Annotated in this window: 8 protein-coding genes, 1 tRNA gene and 1 rRNA gene; 9 read left to right on the top strand and 1 reads right to left on the bottom strand. The window is 71.5% G+C overall.

Annotated features, from left to right (window positions below):
- Positions 1 to 93, top strand: a 5S ribosomal RNA gene (gene rrf / locus AB0E19_RS32995); the annotation flags it as partial.
- Between the two features lie 5 nt (positions 94 to 98).
- Positions 99 to 171, top strand: a tRNA-Thr gene (locus tag AB0E19_RS33000).
- 88 nt (positions 172 to 259) lie between these two features.
- Here the strand turns inward: AB0E19_RS33000 and AB0E19_RS33005 are convergent.
- Entirely contained in the window at positions 260 to 2,902 is a 2,643-nt protein-coding gene (locus AB0E19_RS33005) for a SpoIIE family protein phosphatase (RefSeq protein WP_362186844.1), read from the bottom strand.
- Positions 2,903 to 3,169: 267 nt separating this feature from the next.
- Between AB0E19_RS33005 and AB0E19_RS33010 the strand changes: the two genes are divergently transcribed.
- The 7 genes from AB0E19_RS33010 (at position 3,170) to AB0E19_RS33040 (ending at position 16,500) form a co-directional block, all read left to right on the top strand.
- Positions 3,170 to 8,677 carry a HAMP domain-containing protein gene (locus AB0E19_RS33010; protein WP_362186847.1) on the top strand — a complete coding sequence of 1,836 codons (5,508 nt, stop codon included), beginning with the start codon at positions 3,170 to 3,172 and terminating at the stop codon, positions 8,675 to 8,677.
- Between the two features lie 321 nt (positions 8,678 to 8,998).
- Positions 8,999 to 9,673 (top strand): response regulator, encoded by a 675-nt coding sequence (locus AB0E19_RS33015; protein ID WP_169094221.1) that lies wholly within the window; start codon positions 8,999 to 9,001, stop codon positions 9,671 to 9,673.
- A 115-nt stretch (positions 9,674 to 9,788) separates the two neighbouring features.
- Complete coding sequence (locus AB0E19_RS33020) at positions 9,789 to 12,638, top strand: DNA translocase FtsK (RefSeq protein WP_362186851.1); 2,850 nt, start codon at positions 9,789 to 9,791, stop codon at positions 12,636 to 12,638.
- A gap of 267 nt (positions 12,639 to 12,905) precedes the next feature.
- On the top strand, positions 12,906 to 13,727 hold the full coding sequence (locus AB0E19_RS33025; protein ID WP_362186854.1) for a RodZ domain-containing protein: 822 nt from the start codon (positions 12,906 to 12,908) through the stop codon (positions 13,725 to 13,727).
- Between the two features lie 84 nt (positions 13,728 to 13,811).
- Positions 13,812 to 15,299 carry a 30S ribosomal protein S12 methylthiotransferase RimO gene (gene rimO, locus AB0E19_RS33030; RefSeq protein ID WP_362186857.1) on the top strand — a complete coding sequence of 496 codons (1,488 nt, stop codon included), beginning with the start codon at positions 13,812 to 13,814 and terminating at the stop codon, positions 15,297 to 15,299.
- Complete coding sequence (gene pgsA / locus AB0E19_RS33035) at positions 15,296 to 15,979, top strand: CDP-diacylglycerol--glycerol-3-phosphate 3-phosphatidyltransferase (protein ID WP_362186860.1); 684 nt, start codon at positions 15,296 to 15,298, stop codon at positions 15,977 to 15,979. The genes rimO and pgsA overlap by 4 nt, the downstream gene beginning before the upstream one ends.
- Positions 15,976 to 16,500, top strand: coding sequence for a CinA family protein (locus tag AB0E19_RS33040; RefSeq protein WP_360611542.1), 525 nt, complete (start codon positions 15,976 to 15,978; stop codon positions 16,498 to 16,500). The genes pgsA and AB0E19_RS33040 overlap by 4 nt, the downstream gene beginning before the upstream one ends.
- Positions 16,501 to 16,503: the final 3 nt, after the last annotated feature.

Here is a 16,503-nt window from a genome sequence, read left to right on the forward strand (position 1 = left end):
ACGCCCGGTTACATTCCGAACCCGGAAGCTAAGCCTTTCAGCGCCGATGGTACTGCAGGGGGGACCCTGTGGGAGAGTAGGACGCCGCCGAACAACCCGCCCTTTTAGCTCAGTCGGCAGAGCGTCTCCATGGTAAGGAGAAGGTCAACGGTTCGATTCCGTTAAAGGGCTCAGAGAAAAGGCCCCCGCCTCTTGGCGGGGGCCTTTTTGCGTTGTCCGCGGAAGGGCGGGAGAGGGGCCTCCGAGGAGGCCGCTTCTCCTACTTCTCGGGTTCCTGGAGGCGCAGGGTCAGGATGGCCATGTCGTCCGAGGCGGGGGCCTGGGCGAAGCGTTCGACCGTGCGGAGGATACGGCCGCCGACCGCGCCGGCCGTCAGGCCCGTACACGTCCTCAGGGCGTCGGCGAGGCCGTCGTCGCCGAGCATGCGGGTGCCCTCGCGGCGCTCGGTGACGCCGTCCGTGACGCACAGGAGGACGTCGCCGGGGTCGAGCGTGAACGTCTGCTCGTACAGCTCCAGATCCTCCATCACGCCCAGGAGCGGCTGGGGTTCGGCGGCCGGGATGACCGTGCCGTCGGGGCGGAGGCGGAGCGGGAGCGGGTGGCCGGCGCAGACGACCTTCAGGACCGCCGAACCGTCGGACTGCGGGCGGAGTTCGCCGTACAGGAGGGTCAGGAAGCGGCTGCGGGCGCCCTCGTCGAGGATGGCCGCGTTCAGCCGCTCCAGGACCGCCGGGCCGCCGAAGCCCTCGCGGGCCAGGAGGCGCAGGGCGTGCCGGGCCAGGCCCGTGACGGCCGCGGCCTCGGGGCCCGTACCGCAGACGTCGCCGATGGCGAAGCCGTAGACGTCCTCCCTGATGGGGAAGACGTCGTAGAAGTCGCCGCCGACCTCGTTGCCCTCGCCGGCCGCGCGGTAGATGACGTCCACCTCGACGCCGGGGATCTTGGGGAGCTCCGGAGGGAGGAGGCTGCGCTGGAGGGACTGGCTGATGGCGTTGCGCTCCGAGTAGAGGCGCGCGTTGTCCAGGGCCAGGGCGGCTCGGCGGGAGAGGTCCTCGGCGAGCTCCAGGATCTCCTGGCGGAAGTGGTCCTCGGCCGGGCGGCCCAGGGTCAGCATGCCGATCACGCGGTTGCGGGCGACCAGCGGCAGGACGACCGTCTCGCCGGCGACCGCGCCGGCTGTGGCCAGGGCGGTGTCGATGCCGGAGGAGAGCGGACTGCCGAGGTGTTCGAGCTCGCGGGCCGAGGCGGCGAGCGCGGCCCGGTGGGCGGCGTCGCCGGGGGCCGTCCAGAGCCGGGCGCCGGGGGTCGGCACCGGGTCGGGCGGGGCGATGGAGCCGAGGAGCGCCTTCAGGCCGTCGATGCGGTCCTCGTCCTCGTGGAGCACGTACGAGAGGTAGGGGTCGGAGGCCGGGTCGGCGATCGTGTAGACGGCGCACCAGGTGGCCAGGGTGGGGACCGTCATCTGGGCCATGAGGGCCAGGGTCTGGTCGCGGTCGAGGGTGCCGGCCAGCAGGTCGGAGGCCTCGACGAGGAAGCTGAGGGAGCCGCGGCGGAGCCGTTCGAGCTCGCCCAGACGGGCGGACTCGACGGCGAGGGCGATGCGGTCGGCGGCGAACTGGAGACGGAGGGCCTCCTCGTTCGAATAGCGGTTCGCGGCCTCGGCGGCGACGCCGAGCGAGCCGGTGAGACGGCCCTCGACCTTGAGGGGGACCGTGACGACCGAGCGCATGCCGGTGCCTTCGAGGAGGGGGACGGCGCCGGGGACGGCGGCCAGGTCCTCGTGGACGGCGGGCATGCGGGCGGAGCCGTAGCGGCTGGCGCCGGTCTCCACCGGGACGCGGGCGAAGCGCTGGCGCGCTGCGGGGAGGCCGGTCGTCGCCCGTACCTCCAGCTCCGTCTCGTCGTCGGTGGCCAGGAGGAGGAAGGCGGAGTCGCCGTCGAGCATGTCCCGGGCCCGCTCGACCGTGCGCTGGAGCAGGCCGTCCAGGTCGTCGGGGGCGGGGGAGCCGATGAAGACCTCGAAGGGGTCCGTGGCGCGGCTCTCCGCGGTCGGGTCGGCGGCGGGGCGCTGCGGGGTCTGGAGGACGGCGCGCTCGTCCTCCCGCACCAGCAGGCAGACGGTGGAGGGCTCGCCCTCGGCGTCGCGTACCCGCAGGTGGGAGGCGTAGACGGGGATGACGCGGCCGTCGGCGCGGCGGAGCCCGTAACTGCCCTCCCAGCGGGAGAGGCGGAGGGCCTCGGCGAGGCCGGTGCCGATGCCGGGGGTGTGCGGCCAGGCGGCCAGGTCGCCCAGGGGCTTGCCGGTGACCTGCTCGGGGGCGTACCCGAAGAGGTCCTCGGCGTCCTCGTTCCAGGAGGTGATGGCGCCGCCCTGGTCGATCTGGACGACGGCGACGCGGACGCGGCTGTCGGCGACCGGGAGGAGGGCGTCGGGGAGGACCGGGCCGGCGGAGCGGGTGCCGACGGGGCGCTGCGGGAGGGAGAGGTGGAACCAGACGTGCTTGCGGGTGGGGGAGTAGTCGACGCCCCAGCGGTCGGCGAGGGCGGCGCACAGGAGCAGGCCCCGGCCGTTCTCCCGGTCGGGGCCGGCGAGGGTGCGGCCGCTCTGGACGGGGATCTCGCGCTCCGGGTAGCGGTCGGCGACCTCGACGCGGATGCTGTCCTCGGAGCGCAGGCACAGGACGTCGGCGGCGGTGCCGGCGTGCACCACGGCGTTGGTGACCAGCTCGCTGGTGAGGACGACGGCGTCGTCGACCAGCTCGGGGTGGCCCCAGCCCTGGAGGGTGTCCCGGACGAAGGCCCGGGCGGCGGCGACGGACCGTCCGACGGGCTCGAAGGTGGCAGTCGCCCGCGCGGTGATCACAGCACTCCTCGTACGCGTCTCGACGCCCGGCTCTGCCATGATCGGTCTGCCCCTCCCGCTGCCCGGTGGTCGTACGCGCCACACCGCCCCCGCCGGGCGGACCGGGGCGGCTGGACAGCCGGATGCCAGGTTACTTACCTTCGGCGTCCCCGCGGAGGCCGGTCTCCGCTGTTTCCGCCCTGCGGGGGTGGGGACCTTGTGCGAAGCTGCCGAACTGTTATCGCCTGGTTCGGTCGCGGTGAAACACTGGGAATGCTTCGGCGGGAGCCGGAGCGGAACGGTCGAACCCCTTTCGGGAGGGACACGGTGGAGTCTGGCACGGCGGCGCGGCGTGGCGGCGGCAGTGGTACGCGCGCGAGGGGCGGGCGTTCCCGTGGGGGGACGGTGCAGGTGGACGCGGCCGCGCTGGAGCGGTTGCTGTCCGCGCTGGTGTCGATGCGCGACGGGAATCTGCGGAGGCGGCTGACCGTCTCCGGCGACGGGGTGATGGCGGAGATCGCGGCCGTCTTCAACGAGGTCGCGGACCGGCAGATGCACGTGACCGGGGAGCTTTCGCGGGTGCGGCGGGTCGTCGGGCGCGAGGGCAAGCTGTCCGAGCGCCTGGAGGCGGGGGCGACCGAAGGTGCCTGGGCGGCGGCGATCGAGGCGGCGAACGCCCTGGTCGACGATCTGGCGCGGCCGGTGTCCGAGGTGAGCCGGGTGCTGACGGCGGTCGCCGAGGGCGACCTCGAACAGCGGATGGACTTGCGTTCGGAGGGTTCCGACGGGACGGTGCGGCCGCTGCGCGGCGAGTTCCTGAAGGTCGCGCGGACCGTCAACCACCTCGTGGACCAGCTGTCGGTCTTCGCGTCCGAGGTGACGCGGGTGGCCGTCGAGGTGGGCACCGAGGGCATCCTCGGCGGTCAGGCGCACGTACGGGGTGTGTCCGGGTCCTGGAAGGACCTCACGGACTCCGTCAACACGATGGCGAATCAGCTGACGGCGCAGGTGCGGGACATCGCCCTGGTGACGACGGCGGTCGCGAACGGCGACCTGTCGCAGAAGGTCACGGCGAACGTGGCCGGCGAGATGCTGTCGCTGAAGAACACCGTGAACACGATGGTGGACCAGCTGTCGTCGTTCTCCTCCGAGGTGACCCGGGTCGCCCGCGAGGTGGGTACGGAGGGCGAGCTCGGCGGTCAGGCCGAGGTGGCCGGGGTCGCGGGCGTGTGGAAGGACCTCACCGATTCCGTCAACACGATGGCGGGCAACCTCACCAATCAGGTGAGGGGGATCGCGGAGGTGACGACGGCGGTCGCGAACGGCGACCTGTCGCAGAAGGTCACCGTGAGCGCGCGCGGCGAGATCGCCCAACTCGCCGACACCATCAACCAGATGACGGACACGCTGCGGACCTTCGCGGGCGAGGTGACCCGGGTGTCCGGCGAGGTCGGCGCGGAGGGTCTGCTCGGCGGTCAGGCGCAGGTGCCGGGCGCGGCGGGCACCTGGAAGGACCTCACCGACTCGGTCAACACGATGGCGAACCAGCTGACGGCGCAGGTGCGGGACATCGCCCTGGTGACGACGGCGGTGGCCAACGGCGATCTGTCGCAGAAGGTCACGGTGGACGTGGCGGGCGAGATGCTGTCGCTGAAGAACACCGTGAACACGATGGTGGACCAGCTGTCGTCGTTCTCGTCCGAGGTGACCCGGGTCGCCCGGGAGGTCGGCGTCGAGGGCCGGCTCGGCGGGCAGGCGCAGGTGCAGGGCGCGGCCGGCACGTGGAAGGACCTCACCGACTCGGTGAACACGGCCTTCCACAACCTCACCGGGCAGGTGCGGGACATCGCGCAGGTGACGACGGCGGTCGCGAACGGCGATCTGTCGCAGAAGGTCACGGTGGACGTGGCCGGCGAGATGCTGGAGCTGAAGAACACCGTCAACACGATGGTGTCGCAGCTGTCGTCCTTCGCCGACCAGGTCACGCGGATGGCCCGGGACGTGGGCACCGAGGGCCGGCTTGGCGGTCAGGCGCGGGTGGACGGGGTCTCCGGCCGCTGGCGCGAGCTGACCGACTCGGTGAACTTCATGGCCGGGAACCTCACGTCGCAGGTGCGGCAGATCGCGCAGGTGACGACGGCCGTGGCGCGCGGCGACCTGTCGCAGAAGATCGACGTGGACGCGCGCGGCGAGATCCTGGAGCTGAAGAACACCATCAACACGATGGTCGACCAGCTCTCGGCCTTCGCCGACCAGGTGACCCGGGTGGCCCGCGAGGTGGGTACCGAGGGCCGGCTGGGCGGTCAGGCGCAGGTGCCGGGCGTCGCCGGAGTGTGGCGGGACCTCACCGACTCGGTGAACAGCATGGCCGGGAACCTCACGGCCCAGGTGCGCAACATCGCGCAGGTCGCCACCGCGGTCGCCCGCGGCGACCTGTCGCAGACCATCGACGTGGACGCCCGGGGCGAGATCCTGGAGCTGAAGAACACCCTCAACACGATGGTGGACCAGCTGTCGTCCTTCGCCGACCAGGTGACCCGGGTGGCCCGCGAGGTGGGTACCGAGGGCATCCTCGGCGGCCAGGCCGAGGTGCAGGGGGTCTCCGGCACCTGGAAGGACCTGACCCAGTCGGTGAACTTCATGGCGAACAACCTGACCTTCCAGGTCCGGAACATCGCCGAGGTCACCACCGCCGTCGCCCGCGGCGACCTGTCGAAGAAGATCACTGTCGACGCCAAGGGCGAGATCCTGGAGCTCGTCACCACCGTCAACACCATGGTGGACCAGCTGTCGAACTTCGCCGACGAGGTGACCCGGGTGGCCCGTGAGGTGGGCACGGAGGGCATCCTCGGCGGTCAGGCCCGGGTGCGCGGGGTCACCGGCATCTGGAAGGACCTGAGCGACAACGTCAACCTGATGGCCAACAACCTGACCAGCCAGGTGCGGAACATCGCCCGGGTCTCCTCGGCGGTCGCCAACGGCGACCTCACGAAGAAGGTGACGGTCGAGGCGCGCGGCGAGGTCGCCGAGCTCGCCGAGACCGTCAACACGATGGTGACGACCCTGTCCTCGTTCGCCGACGAGGTGACCCGGGTGGCCCGCGAGGTGGGCACCGACGGCATCCTCGGCGGCCAGGCACGGGTGCCCGGCGGCTCCGGCACCTGGAAGGACCTCACCGACTCGGTGAACAGCATGGCCGACAACCTCACCGGCCAGGTGCGGCAGATCGCCGCGGTCACCACCGCCATCGCCAAGGGCGACCTCACCAAGAAGATCGACATCGAGGCGCGGGGCGAGATCCAGGAGCTGAAGAACACCATCAACACGATGGTCGACCAGCTGTCGAACTTCGCCGAGGAGGTGACCCGGGTGGCCCGCGAGGTGGGCACCGACGGGCAGCTCGGCGGCCAGGCGCGGGTTCGGGACGTCGAGGGCACCTGGAGCGACCTCACGCTCTCCGTGAACGAGATGGCCGGGAACCTCACCCGGCAGGTGCGCGCCATCGCGGCCGTCGCCACCGCGGTCACCCGCGGCGACCTCAACGTCAAGATCGACGGTGTGGACGCGGCCGGCGAGATCCAGGCGCTCCAGGAGAACATCAACACGATGATCGCCAACCTGCGCGACACCACGCTCGCCAACGACGAGCAGGACTGGCTGAAGTCCAACCTCGCCCGCATCTCCGGCCTCATGCAGGGCCGGCGGGACCTCGACGACGTGGCCTCGCTCATCATGAGCGAGCTGACGCCGGTGGTCTCCGCCCAGCACGGCGCCTTCTTCGTGGCCACGCCGACCGGTTCCGCCAACCACGACACCGAACTCGTCGGCGAGGGCAGCGGCTCGTACGAGCTGCGCATGCGCGGGAGTTACGGCTACTCCGCCGGGTCCATGCCGACCTCCTTCCGCCCCGGCGAGACGCTCATCGGGACGGCGGCGGAGGAGAAGCGGACCATCCAGGTCAACGTGCCGCCGGGCTACCTGAAGATCTCGTCCGGGCTCGGCGAGGCCTCGCCCGCGCACGTGATCGTGCTTCCGGTGCTCTTCGAGGGCAAGGTCCTCGGCGTGATCGAGCTGGCGTCCTTCCAGCCCTTCACCCAGATCCAGCGGGACTTCCTCAACCAGATCGCCGAGCTCATCGCGACCACGGTCAACACCATCAGCGTCAACACCAAGACCGAGGTGCTGCTCAAGCAGTCCCAGGAGCTCACCGAGCAGCTCAAGGAGCGGTCGGCCGAGCTGGAGCACCGGCAGAAGGAGCTCCAGAACTCCAACGCCGAACTGGAGGACAAGGCCGAGCTGCTGGCCCGCCAGAACCGCGACATCGAGGTCAAGAACACCGAGATCGAGGAAGCCCGGCAGGTCCTGGAGGAGCGTGCCGAACAGCTCGCCGTCTCCATGCGCTACAAGTCCGAGTTCCTCGCCAACATGTCGCACGAGCTGCGCACCCCGCTCAACTCGCTGCTCATCCTGGCCAAGCTGCTCGCGGACAACGCGGACACCAACCTCACCCCGAAGCAGGTCGAGTTCGCCGAGACCATCCACGGCGCCGGCTCCGACCTGCTCCAGCTCATCAACGACATCCTCGACCTGTCGAAGGTCGAGGCGGGCAAGATGGACGTCTCCCCGACGCGGATCGCGCTCGTGCAGCTCGTCGACTACGTGGAGGCGACCTTCCGGCCGCTCACCGCGGAGAAGGGACTGGACTTCTCGGTCCGGGTCTCGCCCGAGCTTCCCGCCACGCTCCACACCGACGAACAGCGGCTCCTGCAGGTGCTGCGCAACCTGCTGTCGAACGCGGTGAAGTTCACCGACTCCGGCGCGGTGGAGCTGGTGATCCGGCCGGCCGGCGCGGACGTGCCGCAGTCCATCAGGGAGCAGCTCCTGGAGGCCGGTTCGCTGCGCGAAGCCGACGGCGACCTGATCGCGTTCTCGGTGACGGACACCGGCATCGGCATCGCGGCCAGCAAGATGCGGGTCATCTTCGAGGCGTTCAAGCAGGCCGACGGCACCACCAGCCGCAAGTACGGCGGTACGGGCCTCGGGCTGTCGATCAGCCGGGAGATCGCCCGGCTGCTCGGCGGCGAGATCTTCGCGGCGAGCGAGCCGGGCCGCGGCTCCACCTTCACCCTCTACCTGCCGCTCAACCCGACCGAGGTGCCGCCGCACGGGTACGGGCAGGGCGAGGCGGACGAGCCGGGCACGGAGGTCGAGGACGGCCGGTCCGGCCACACCTTCCCGCACTTCCCGCCCGCGCCCGTACGGAGCGAGGCGCGGTCGGGCGCCGGCGCGCTCTTCCGGCACCGGCGGAAGGCCGAGGCCGCGGCGGAGACGCCCGCGGGGGCGGTCCCGGGCGAGGTCCGGGGCGCGGTCCCCGGGCAGCAGGGTCCGGAGGACGCCCTCGGGGAGACCACCGGAGCGCAGCCGGAGCGCGGCGCGGAGCCGCGCCGCACCTTCTCCTTCGCCGGCGAGAAGGTCCTCATCGTCGACGACGACATCCGCAACGTCTTCGCCCTCACCAGCGTGCTCGAACAGCACGGGCTCGCGGTGCTGTACGCGGAGAACGGGCGGGAGGGCATCGAGGTCCTGGAGCAGAACGACGACGTGACGGTCGTTCTGATGGACATCATGATGCCGGAGATGGACGGGTACGCGACGACGACCGCGATCCGGCGGATGCCGCAGTTCGCGGGGCTGCCGATCATCGCGCTCACCGCGAAGGCGATGAAGGGCGACCGGGAGAAGGCGATCGAGTCGGGGGCCTCCGACTACGTCACCAAGCCGGTCGACCCGGACTACCTGCTGTCCGTCATGGAGCAGTGGATGCGGGGCGAGTGAGGCCCCGCCGCCGGGTGCCGGGCCCCCGCGGGACCGGCACCCGGCGGCGTACCCCCGGGGAAGCGCGGCGTACTGTCGCCGTCGGCGTGTGAGGGCGCCGGATCCGGGGAACCTTCTCGACCCGCGCCCCGTTTCCGCACTGTGCACAGTGACATCACGGTGACAGGGTGTGGCGACAGGCGGGGTGCGGCTACGATGACCGGCACAAGGACGGACGGCACCAGGAAGCCGTCCTCCGGGGCGGCGCCCGGTGCTTCTCCCGGTTCCGGCAGTGGTTCCGGAAGCCGGGTCGAGCCGTTGCCGGGACGAGGAGGACGGGGCATGGTGCAGAAGGCCAAGATCCTCCTGGTCGATGACCGGCCGGAGAATCTGCTGGCGCTGGAGGCCATTCTCTCCGCGCTCGATCAGACGCTGGTGCGGGCATCGTCCGGGGAGGAAGCGCTCAAGGCGCTGCTGACGGACGACTTCGCGGTCATCCTGCTCGACGTCCAGATGCCCGGCATGGACGGCTTCGAGACCGCCGCGCACATCAAGCGCCGCGAGCGGACCCGGGACATCCCGATCATCTTCCTCACCGCGATCAACCACGGCCCGCACCACACCTTCCGGGGGTACGCGGCCGGCGCGGTCGACTACATCTCGAAGCCGTTCGACCCGTGGGTGCTGCGCGCCAAGGTCTCCGTCTTCGTCGAGCTGTACATGAAGAACTGCAAGCTGCGCGAGCAGGCGGCGCTGCTGCGGCTGCAGTTGGAGGGCGGCGGCGAGGGCGGCCAGGGCAAGGAGGCCGCCGGGCTGCTCGCCGAGCTCTCCGCCCGGCTCGCCGCCGTCGAGGAGCAGGCCGAGGCGCTCTCCAAGCAGCTCGACGACGAGTCGGCCGACGCGGCGGCGGTCGCCACCGCCGCGCATCTGGAGCGCAAGCTCACCGGTCTGCGGCGGGCGCTTGACGCGCTGGAGCCCGGCACCGGAGGCGTCCCCCCGCTGCCCGCGCAGAGCTGAGCCTCCGTCACCCGGGGCCGGTCCGTGGTGACCGGCCGTCAGCTTCGTGCCGGGGCAGGGACGACACGTTCGGGTGAGGCGGACAGCCCGGCCGCTCACCGGTAACCTCGACATCATGGCTTCACGTACGTCCGGCAAGGGCTCACAGGGCACCGCACCATCGCGCGCCGGACGGACCACGGGCGCCGCGAAGAAGACCGCCGCCAAGGCCGCGAAGTCCACCGCGGCCTCCGCGAAGTCCCCGGGCAAGGCGCCCGCGAAGAAGGCGCCGGCCAGGAAGGCCGCGCCCGCCAAGCGCGCGCCCGCGAAGAAGACCGCGGCGAAGCGGCCGGCGCCCCGGCCCGCGCCGTCCCCGACCGGGGGCGTGTACAAGGTGGCGCGGGGTGCCGCGCACGGTGTCGGCGCCATGTTCCGGGGGATAGGGCGCGGCGCGAAGGGGCTCGACCCGGCCCACCGCAAGGACGGGCTCGCGCTGCTGCTGCTCGGCGGCGCGCTGATCGTCGCCGCCGGCACCTGGTCCCATCTGGACAACCCGGTGGGCGACCTCGTCGAGATGCTGGTCACCGGCGCCTTCGGCCGGCTCGACCTGCTCGTCCCGCTGCTCCTCGGCGCGATCTCCTTCCGGCTCTTCTGCTACCCGGAGCGGCCCGAGGCCAACGGCCGGATCGTCATCGGGCTCTCCGCCCTGGTCATCGGCGTCCTCGGGCAGGTCCACATCGCCTGCGGCTCGCCGGGCCGGGACTCCGGGGCGGAGGCCATGCAGGACGCGGGCGGGCTGATCGGCTGGGCGTCCTCCCAGCCGCTGGTCTTCATGACGGGGGAGGCACTCGCCGTCCCCCTGCTCGTGCTGCTCACCCTCTTCGGACTGCTGGTCGTCACGGCCACCCCGGTCAACGCGATCCCGCAGCGGCTGCGCGCGCTCGGCGTCCGGCTCGGACTGGTCGAGCCCGCGTACGAGGAGACCGCCGAGGAGTACGCGGGGCACGACGACGACGCGTACGAGCCGTACGACGACCCGCGGGAGGCGCCCCGCGCCGCCCGGCCGGTCAGGCGCCGCGGCGGGTCCGCCGATCCGTACGACGTGGACCGTGCCGAGGCGGAGGCCCTGGAGCGCCGCGGCCGCACCACCCGGCCCCGCACGAGCGCCCCCGACCCCGACCTGGGCCTGGACCCGGTCGACGTGGCCGCCGCCGCGGCCGCCGCGCTCGACGGCGCGGTGCTCAACGGGATGCCGCCGTCGCCGCTGGTCGCCGGCCTGACCCGGGACGTGACCGCGGAGCGGGCCGCCGCCCTGGCCGAGGGGGCCGAGGAAGCGACGGACGAGGCCACCGGGCCCGTACCGCCGAGGCCGAAGGCACCGCCGAACGTGCCGACCGCGCGGGGCGGGCAGAAGCGGCCGGCCGGGGGCGGTCCCGTACCGGATCTGACCAAGCCGGCACCGGAGCCGACGGACCTGCCCCCGCGGGCCGAGCAGCTCCAGCTCGCCGGCGACATCACGTACTCGCTGCCCTCGCTCGACCTGCTGGAGCGGGGCGGGCCGGGCAAGACCCGCAGCGCCGCGAACGACGCCGTCGTCGACGCGCTGTCGAACGTCTTCACCGAGTTCAAGGTGGACGCGGCCGTCACCGGCTTCACCCGGGGGCCGACGGTCACCCGGTACGAGGTCGAGCTCGGGCCCGCGGTGAAGGTCGAGAAGATCACCGCCCTGACGAAGAACATCGCCTACGCGGTGGCCTCGCCCGACGTGCGGATCATCTCGCCGATCCCCGGCAAGTCCGCGGTCGGCATCGAGATCCCGAACAGCGACCGCGAGATGGTGAACCTCGGGGACGTGCTGCGGCTCGCGGACGCGGCCGGGGACGAGCACCCGATGCTGGTCGCACTCGGCAAGGACGTCGAGGGCGGCTACGTGATGGCCAACCTCGCGAAGATGCCGCACGTGCTGGTCGCCGGCGCCACCGGCTCCGGCAAGTCCTCGTGCATCAACTGCCTGATCACCTCGGTGATGATAAGGGCGACCCCGGAGGACGTCCGGATGGTGCTCGTCGACCCCAAGCGGGTCGAGCTCACCGCCTACGAGGGCATCCCGCACCTGATCACCCCGATCATCACCAACCCCAAGCGGGCCGCCGAGGCCCTCCAGTGGGTGGTGCGCGAGATGGACCTGCGCTACGACGACCTGGCCGCCTTCGGCTTCCGGCACATCGACGACTTCAACCAGGCGATCCGCGACGGCAAGGTGCAGCTGCCTCCCGGCAGCGAGCGCGAGCTCAAGACCTACCCGTACCTGCTCGTCATCGTCGACGAGCTCGCCGACCTGATGATGGTCGCGCCCCGCGACGTCGAGGACGCCATCGTCCGCATCACCCAGCTGGCCCGCGCGGCCGGCATCCACCTGGTGCTCGCCACCCAGCGGCCCTCGGTGGACGTCGTCACCGGTCTGATCAAGGCGAACGTGCCGTCCCGGCTCGCCTTCGCCACCTCCTCGCTCGCCGACAGCCGGGTCATCCTCGACCAGCCGGGCGCCGAGAAGCTCATCGGCAAGGGCGACGGCCTCTTCCTGCCGATGGGCGCGAACAAGCCGACCCGCATGCAGGGCGCCTTCGTCACCGAGGCCGAGGTCGCGGCCGTCGTGCAGCACTGCAAGGACCAGATGACGCCGGTCTTCCGGGAGGACGTCACCGTCGGCACCAAGCAGAAGAAGGAGATCGACGAGGAGATCGGCGACGACCTCGACCTGCTGTGCCAGGCGGCCGAGCTGGTCGTCTCGACCCAGTTCGGTTCCACGTCGATGCTCCAGCGGAAGCTGCGGGTGGGCTTCGCCAAGGCCGGTCGGCTGATGGACCTGATGGAGTCGCGGAACATCGTGGGCCCCAGCGAGGGCTCCAAGGCACGCGACGTGCTCGTCAAGCCGGACGAGCTGGACGGGGTGCTCGCGGTGATCCGCGGGGAGTCGGAGGAGTGACCGGACGGCGCGTGTGCGCCGACCGGGGCGGGGTACGCGTTCGAGACCTGGCCGAGACTCACTCGTAAGGGAACAGAGGGCAACCGTTTCCCCTCGTCGTACGTCAAGTTGGACGGAGGGGAAGAGGATGTCCCTCCAGGGGATGTCTCCCCGCCGGGAAGTACAACCTCATGGCGTACAAACCGCACCCGCCCGGTTGCCCCACCCTTTCGTACCACCCATAGACTGAACGTCCAGCAGGTGGCTACACGCTCGAAAGGCGCTCTCGTGTCCATCGGCAACTCCCCCGAAGACGACCGGACGTTCCCGTCAGACGACCGGGAACCGATCGGTCGCACCCTCCAGCAGGCCCGCATCGCCGCCGGCCTCAGCGTCGAAGAGGTCAGCGCCTCCACCCGTGTCCGGATCCCGATCGTGCACGGCATCGAGGAGGACGACTTCTCGCGCTGCGGCGGCGACGTCTACGCGCGCGGTCACATCCGCACGCTCGCGCGCGCCGTCGGGCTCGATCCGTCGCCGCTGATCGAGCAGTACGACGCCGAGCACGGTGGCCGTCCCTCGCCCACCCCCGCCGCACCGCTGTTCGAGGCGGAACGCATCCGCCCCGAGCCCCGCCGGCCCAACTGGACCGCGGCCATGGTCGCGGCGATCGTCGCCGTCGTCGGCTTCGTCGGCTTCACGATGTTCAACGGAACCGACGGGCCGAAGGGGACCACGGCCGCCGAGGGCGGCCCCGCCCCGGCCCCGGAGAAGGCGTCCTCCCCGGCCAAGCCGAAGCCCGTCAAGCCCGCCCCCAAGCCGACCGGCAGCGCCATCGCCGCCGTCCCGGCCGACAAGGTCACCGTCAAGCTCACCGCCGACGGCAAGAGCTGGATCTCGGCCAAGGCCTCCGACGGCAAGATGCTCTTCGACGGCTTCCTCCAGGAAGGCGACACCAAGACCTTCCAGGACGACGAGCAGGTCGATCTCGTCCTCGGCAACGCCGGCGCGATCGAGCTCTACGTGAACGGCAAGAAGGTCTCCGGAAAGTTCGAGGACGGCCAGGTGGAGCGCCTCAGCTACACCAAGGGCGACCCCGAGGCCGGCTGACCCGGGCGGGAGCGGTGTGACCTCCGTCGCGCAGGTGAACCCTGGGCGACGGGGTCACGTCCGGGACGAAGTAGTCTTGAGTCCATGCCCGAACGCCGTACCGTCGCCCTTGTCACTCTCGGCTGCGCCCGTAACGAGGTGGACTCGGAGGAGCTCGCAGGCCGCTTGGCAGCGGACGGCTGGGAGCTCGTCGAGAACGCCGAGGACGCAGACGTCGCCGTCGTCAACACCTGTGGCTTCGTCGAAGCCGCCAAGAAGGACTCCGTCGACGCCCTCCTCGAAGCCAATGATCTGAAGGATCACGGCAAGACCCAGGCCGTCGTCGCCGTCGGCTGCATGGCCGAGCGCTACGGCAAGGAGCTGGCCGAAGCCCTCCCCGAGGCCGACGGCGTGCTCGGCTTCGACGACTACGCCGACATCTCCAACCGCCTCCAGACCATCCTCAGCGGTGGCAGTGTCGAGGCCCACACCCCGCGTGACCGGCGCAAGCTCCTCCCGCTCTCCCCGGTCGACCGCCAGCAGGCCGCCGCCGACGTCGCCCTCCCGGGCCACGGAGCCGCCGAGGAGCCCCAGAACGTCCCGGGCGACCTGCCCGAGGGCCTCGCGCCCGCCTCGGGCCCGCGCGCCCCGCTCCGCCGCCGTCTCGACCGCAGCCCCGTCGCCTCCGTGAAGCTCGCCTCCGGCTGCGACCGCCGCTGCTCCTTCTGCGCCATCCCGTCCTTCCGCGGCAGCTTCGTCTCCCGCCGCCCCTCGGACGTGCTGAACGAGACGCGCTGGCTCGCCGAGCAGGGCGTCAAGGAGATCATGCTGGTCTCCGAGAACAACACCTCGTACGGCAAGGACCTCGGCGACATCCGCCTCCTGGAGGGCCTGCTGCCCGAGCTCGCGGCCGTCGACGGCATCGAGCGCGTCCGGGTCAGCTACCTCCAGCCGGCCGAGATGCGCCCCGGCCTCATCGACGTGCTGACCTCCACCGACAAGGTCGTGCCCTACTTCGACCTGTCGTTCCAGCACAGCGCCCCCGACGTGCTGCGCGCCATGCGCCGCTTCGGTGACACCGACCGCTTCCTCGACCTGCTCGCGACGATCCGCGAGAAGGCCCCGACGGCCGGCGCCCGGTCCAACTTCATCGTCGGCTTCCCCGGCGAGACCGAGGCCGACTTCGCCGAGCTGGAGCGCTTCATCACCCACGCCCGGCTCGACGCCATCGGCGTCTTCGGCTACTCCGACGAGGACGGCACCGAGGCCGCCACCTACGAGCACAAGCTCGACCAGGACGTCGTCGACGCCCGCCTCGCCCACCTCTCCCGCCTCGCCGAGGAGCTCACCGCGCAGCGCGCGGAGGAGCGGATCGGGGAGATGCTGGAGGTACTGGTGGAGACCGAGGACGAGGAGGACGGCTGGATCGGCCGCGCCGCCCACCAGGCCCCGGAGACGGACGGGCAGGTGATCCTCACCGACGGTGGTGGCGCGGGCCTCGACCTGGCCCCGGGCCGTATGGTCAGGGCGAAGGTCGTGGCCAGCGAAGGCGTCGACCTCGTGGCGGAGTGTGTCGAGGAGGTGGGCAGATGACCGGAGTCCCGGCATCCGCGACGGGCGGGACCGGCAGGCCGGCGCCCCGCGGCAAGCTGGGCTCGGCGGCCGTGAACCCCGTCAGCGTCTGGAACATCGCCAACATCCTCACCATGATCCGGCTCGTCCTCGTGCCGGCCTTCGTGGTGCTGCTCCTTCAGGACGGCGGGCACGACCCCGTCTGGCGTGCCTGGGCCTGGGCGGCGTTCGCCGTCGCCATGATCACGGACGTCTTCGACGGACATCTCGCCCGCACGTACAACCTGGTCACCGACTTCGGGAAGATCGCCGACCCGATCGCCGACAAGGCGATCATGGCCGCCGGACTGATCTGCCTGTCGGCACTCGGCGATCTGCCGTGGTGGGTGACGGGGGTGATCCTCGCGCGCGAGCTGGGGATCACGCTGATGCGCTTCTGGGTGATCCGGCACGGAGTCATCCCGGCCAGCCGCGGCGGCAAGATGAAGACGCTCGCCCAGGGCACGGCCGTGGGCATGTACGTGCTCATGCTGACCGGCCCGCTGGCGACGCTGCGCTTCTGGGTGATGGCGGTGGCGGTCGTGCTGACCGTCGTCACCGGACTGGATTATGTGCGACAGGCGGTCGTGCTGAGGCGCAAGGGGCTGGCGGCCGAGCGGGCCGCGGCCCGCTCGGAGGCGACGGAGACCTCGGCGCGATGAGCGCGGTGGCCGCCCGCGTCCTCGGTCTGCTCGTGGAGCGCGGCCAGACGCTGGCCGCCGCCGAATCACTCACCGGCGGACTCGTGGCCGCCGAGCTGACCGGGACGCCCGGGGCGTCCCGGGCCTTCCGGGGCTCCGTCACCGCGTACGCGACCCCCCTCAAGCACGAGCTCCTGGGAGTGGACGCCGGCCTGCTGCGGGAGCGCGGGGCGGTGGATCCCGAGGTCGCGGTGCAGATGGCACGGGGTGTGCGCGAGCGGCTCGGCGCCGACTGGGGGATGGCGACGACCGGGGTCGCGGGGCCCGATCCGCAGGACGGACAGCCCGTGGGGACCGTCTACGTGGCGGTCGCCGGACCCGCCACGACAGGCGCGGCGGCCGGGAAAGTGGTGTCGTTGAGATTGAACGGCGATCGCGCGGACATCCGTAGAGAGAGCGTGCGGAGCGTGCTGGAACTGCTCCACGCGGAACTCTCGGGAAATGCGCGGGCACAGGATACGGAACAGAACGGGGGGAATTGATGT

The organism is Streptomyces sp. NPDC047974 (assembly GCF_040653375.1).
GTDB lineage: Bacteria > Actinomycetota > Actinomycetes > Streptomycetales > Streptomycetaceae > Streptomyces.

What these genes read in the sequence shown, in the direction of transcription:
- AB0E19_RS33020 (WP_362186851.1), top strand. Translation starts at nt 9,789, where the DNA reads ATGGCTTCACGTACGTCCGGCAAGGGCTCACAGGGCACCGCACCATCG.
- rimO (WP_362186857.1), top strand. Translation starts at nt 13,812, where the DNA reads ATGCCCGAACGCCGTACCGTCGCCCTTGTCACTCTCGGCTGCGCCCGT.
- pgsA (WP_362186860.1), top strand. Translation starts at nt 15,296, where the DNA reads ATGACCGGAGTCCCGGCATCCGCGACGGGCGGGACCGGCAGGCCGGCG.
- AB0E19_RS33015 (WP_169094221.1), top strand. Translation starts at nt 8,999, where the DNA reads ATGGTGCAGAAGGCCAAGATCCTCCTGGTCGATGACCGGCCGGAGAAT.
- AB0E19_RS33040 (WP_360611542.1), top strand. Translation starts at nt 15,976, where the DNA reads ATGAGCGCGGTGGCCGCCCGCGTCCTCGGTCTGCTCGTGGAGCGCGGC.
- AB0E19_RS33005 (WP_362186844.1), bottom strand. Translation starts at nt 2,902, where the DNA reads ATGGCAGAGCCGGGCGTCGAGACGCGTACGAGGAGTGCTGTGATCACC.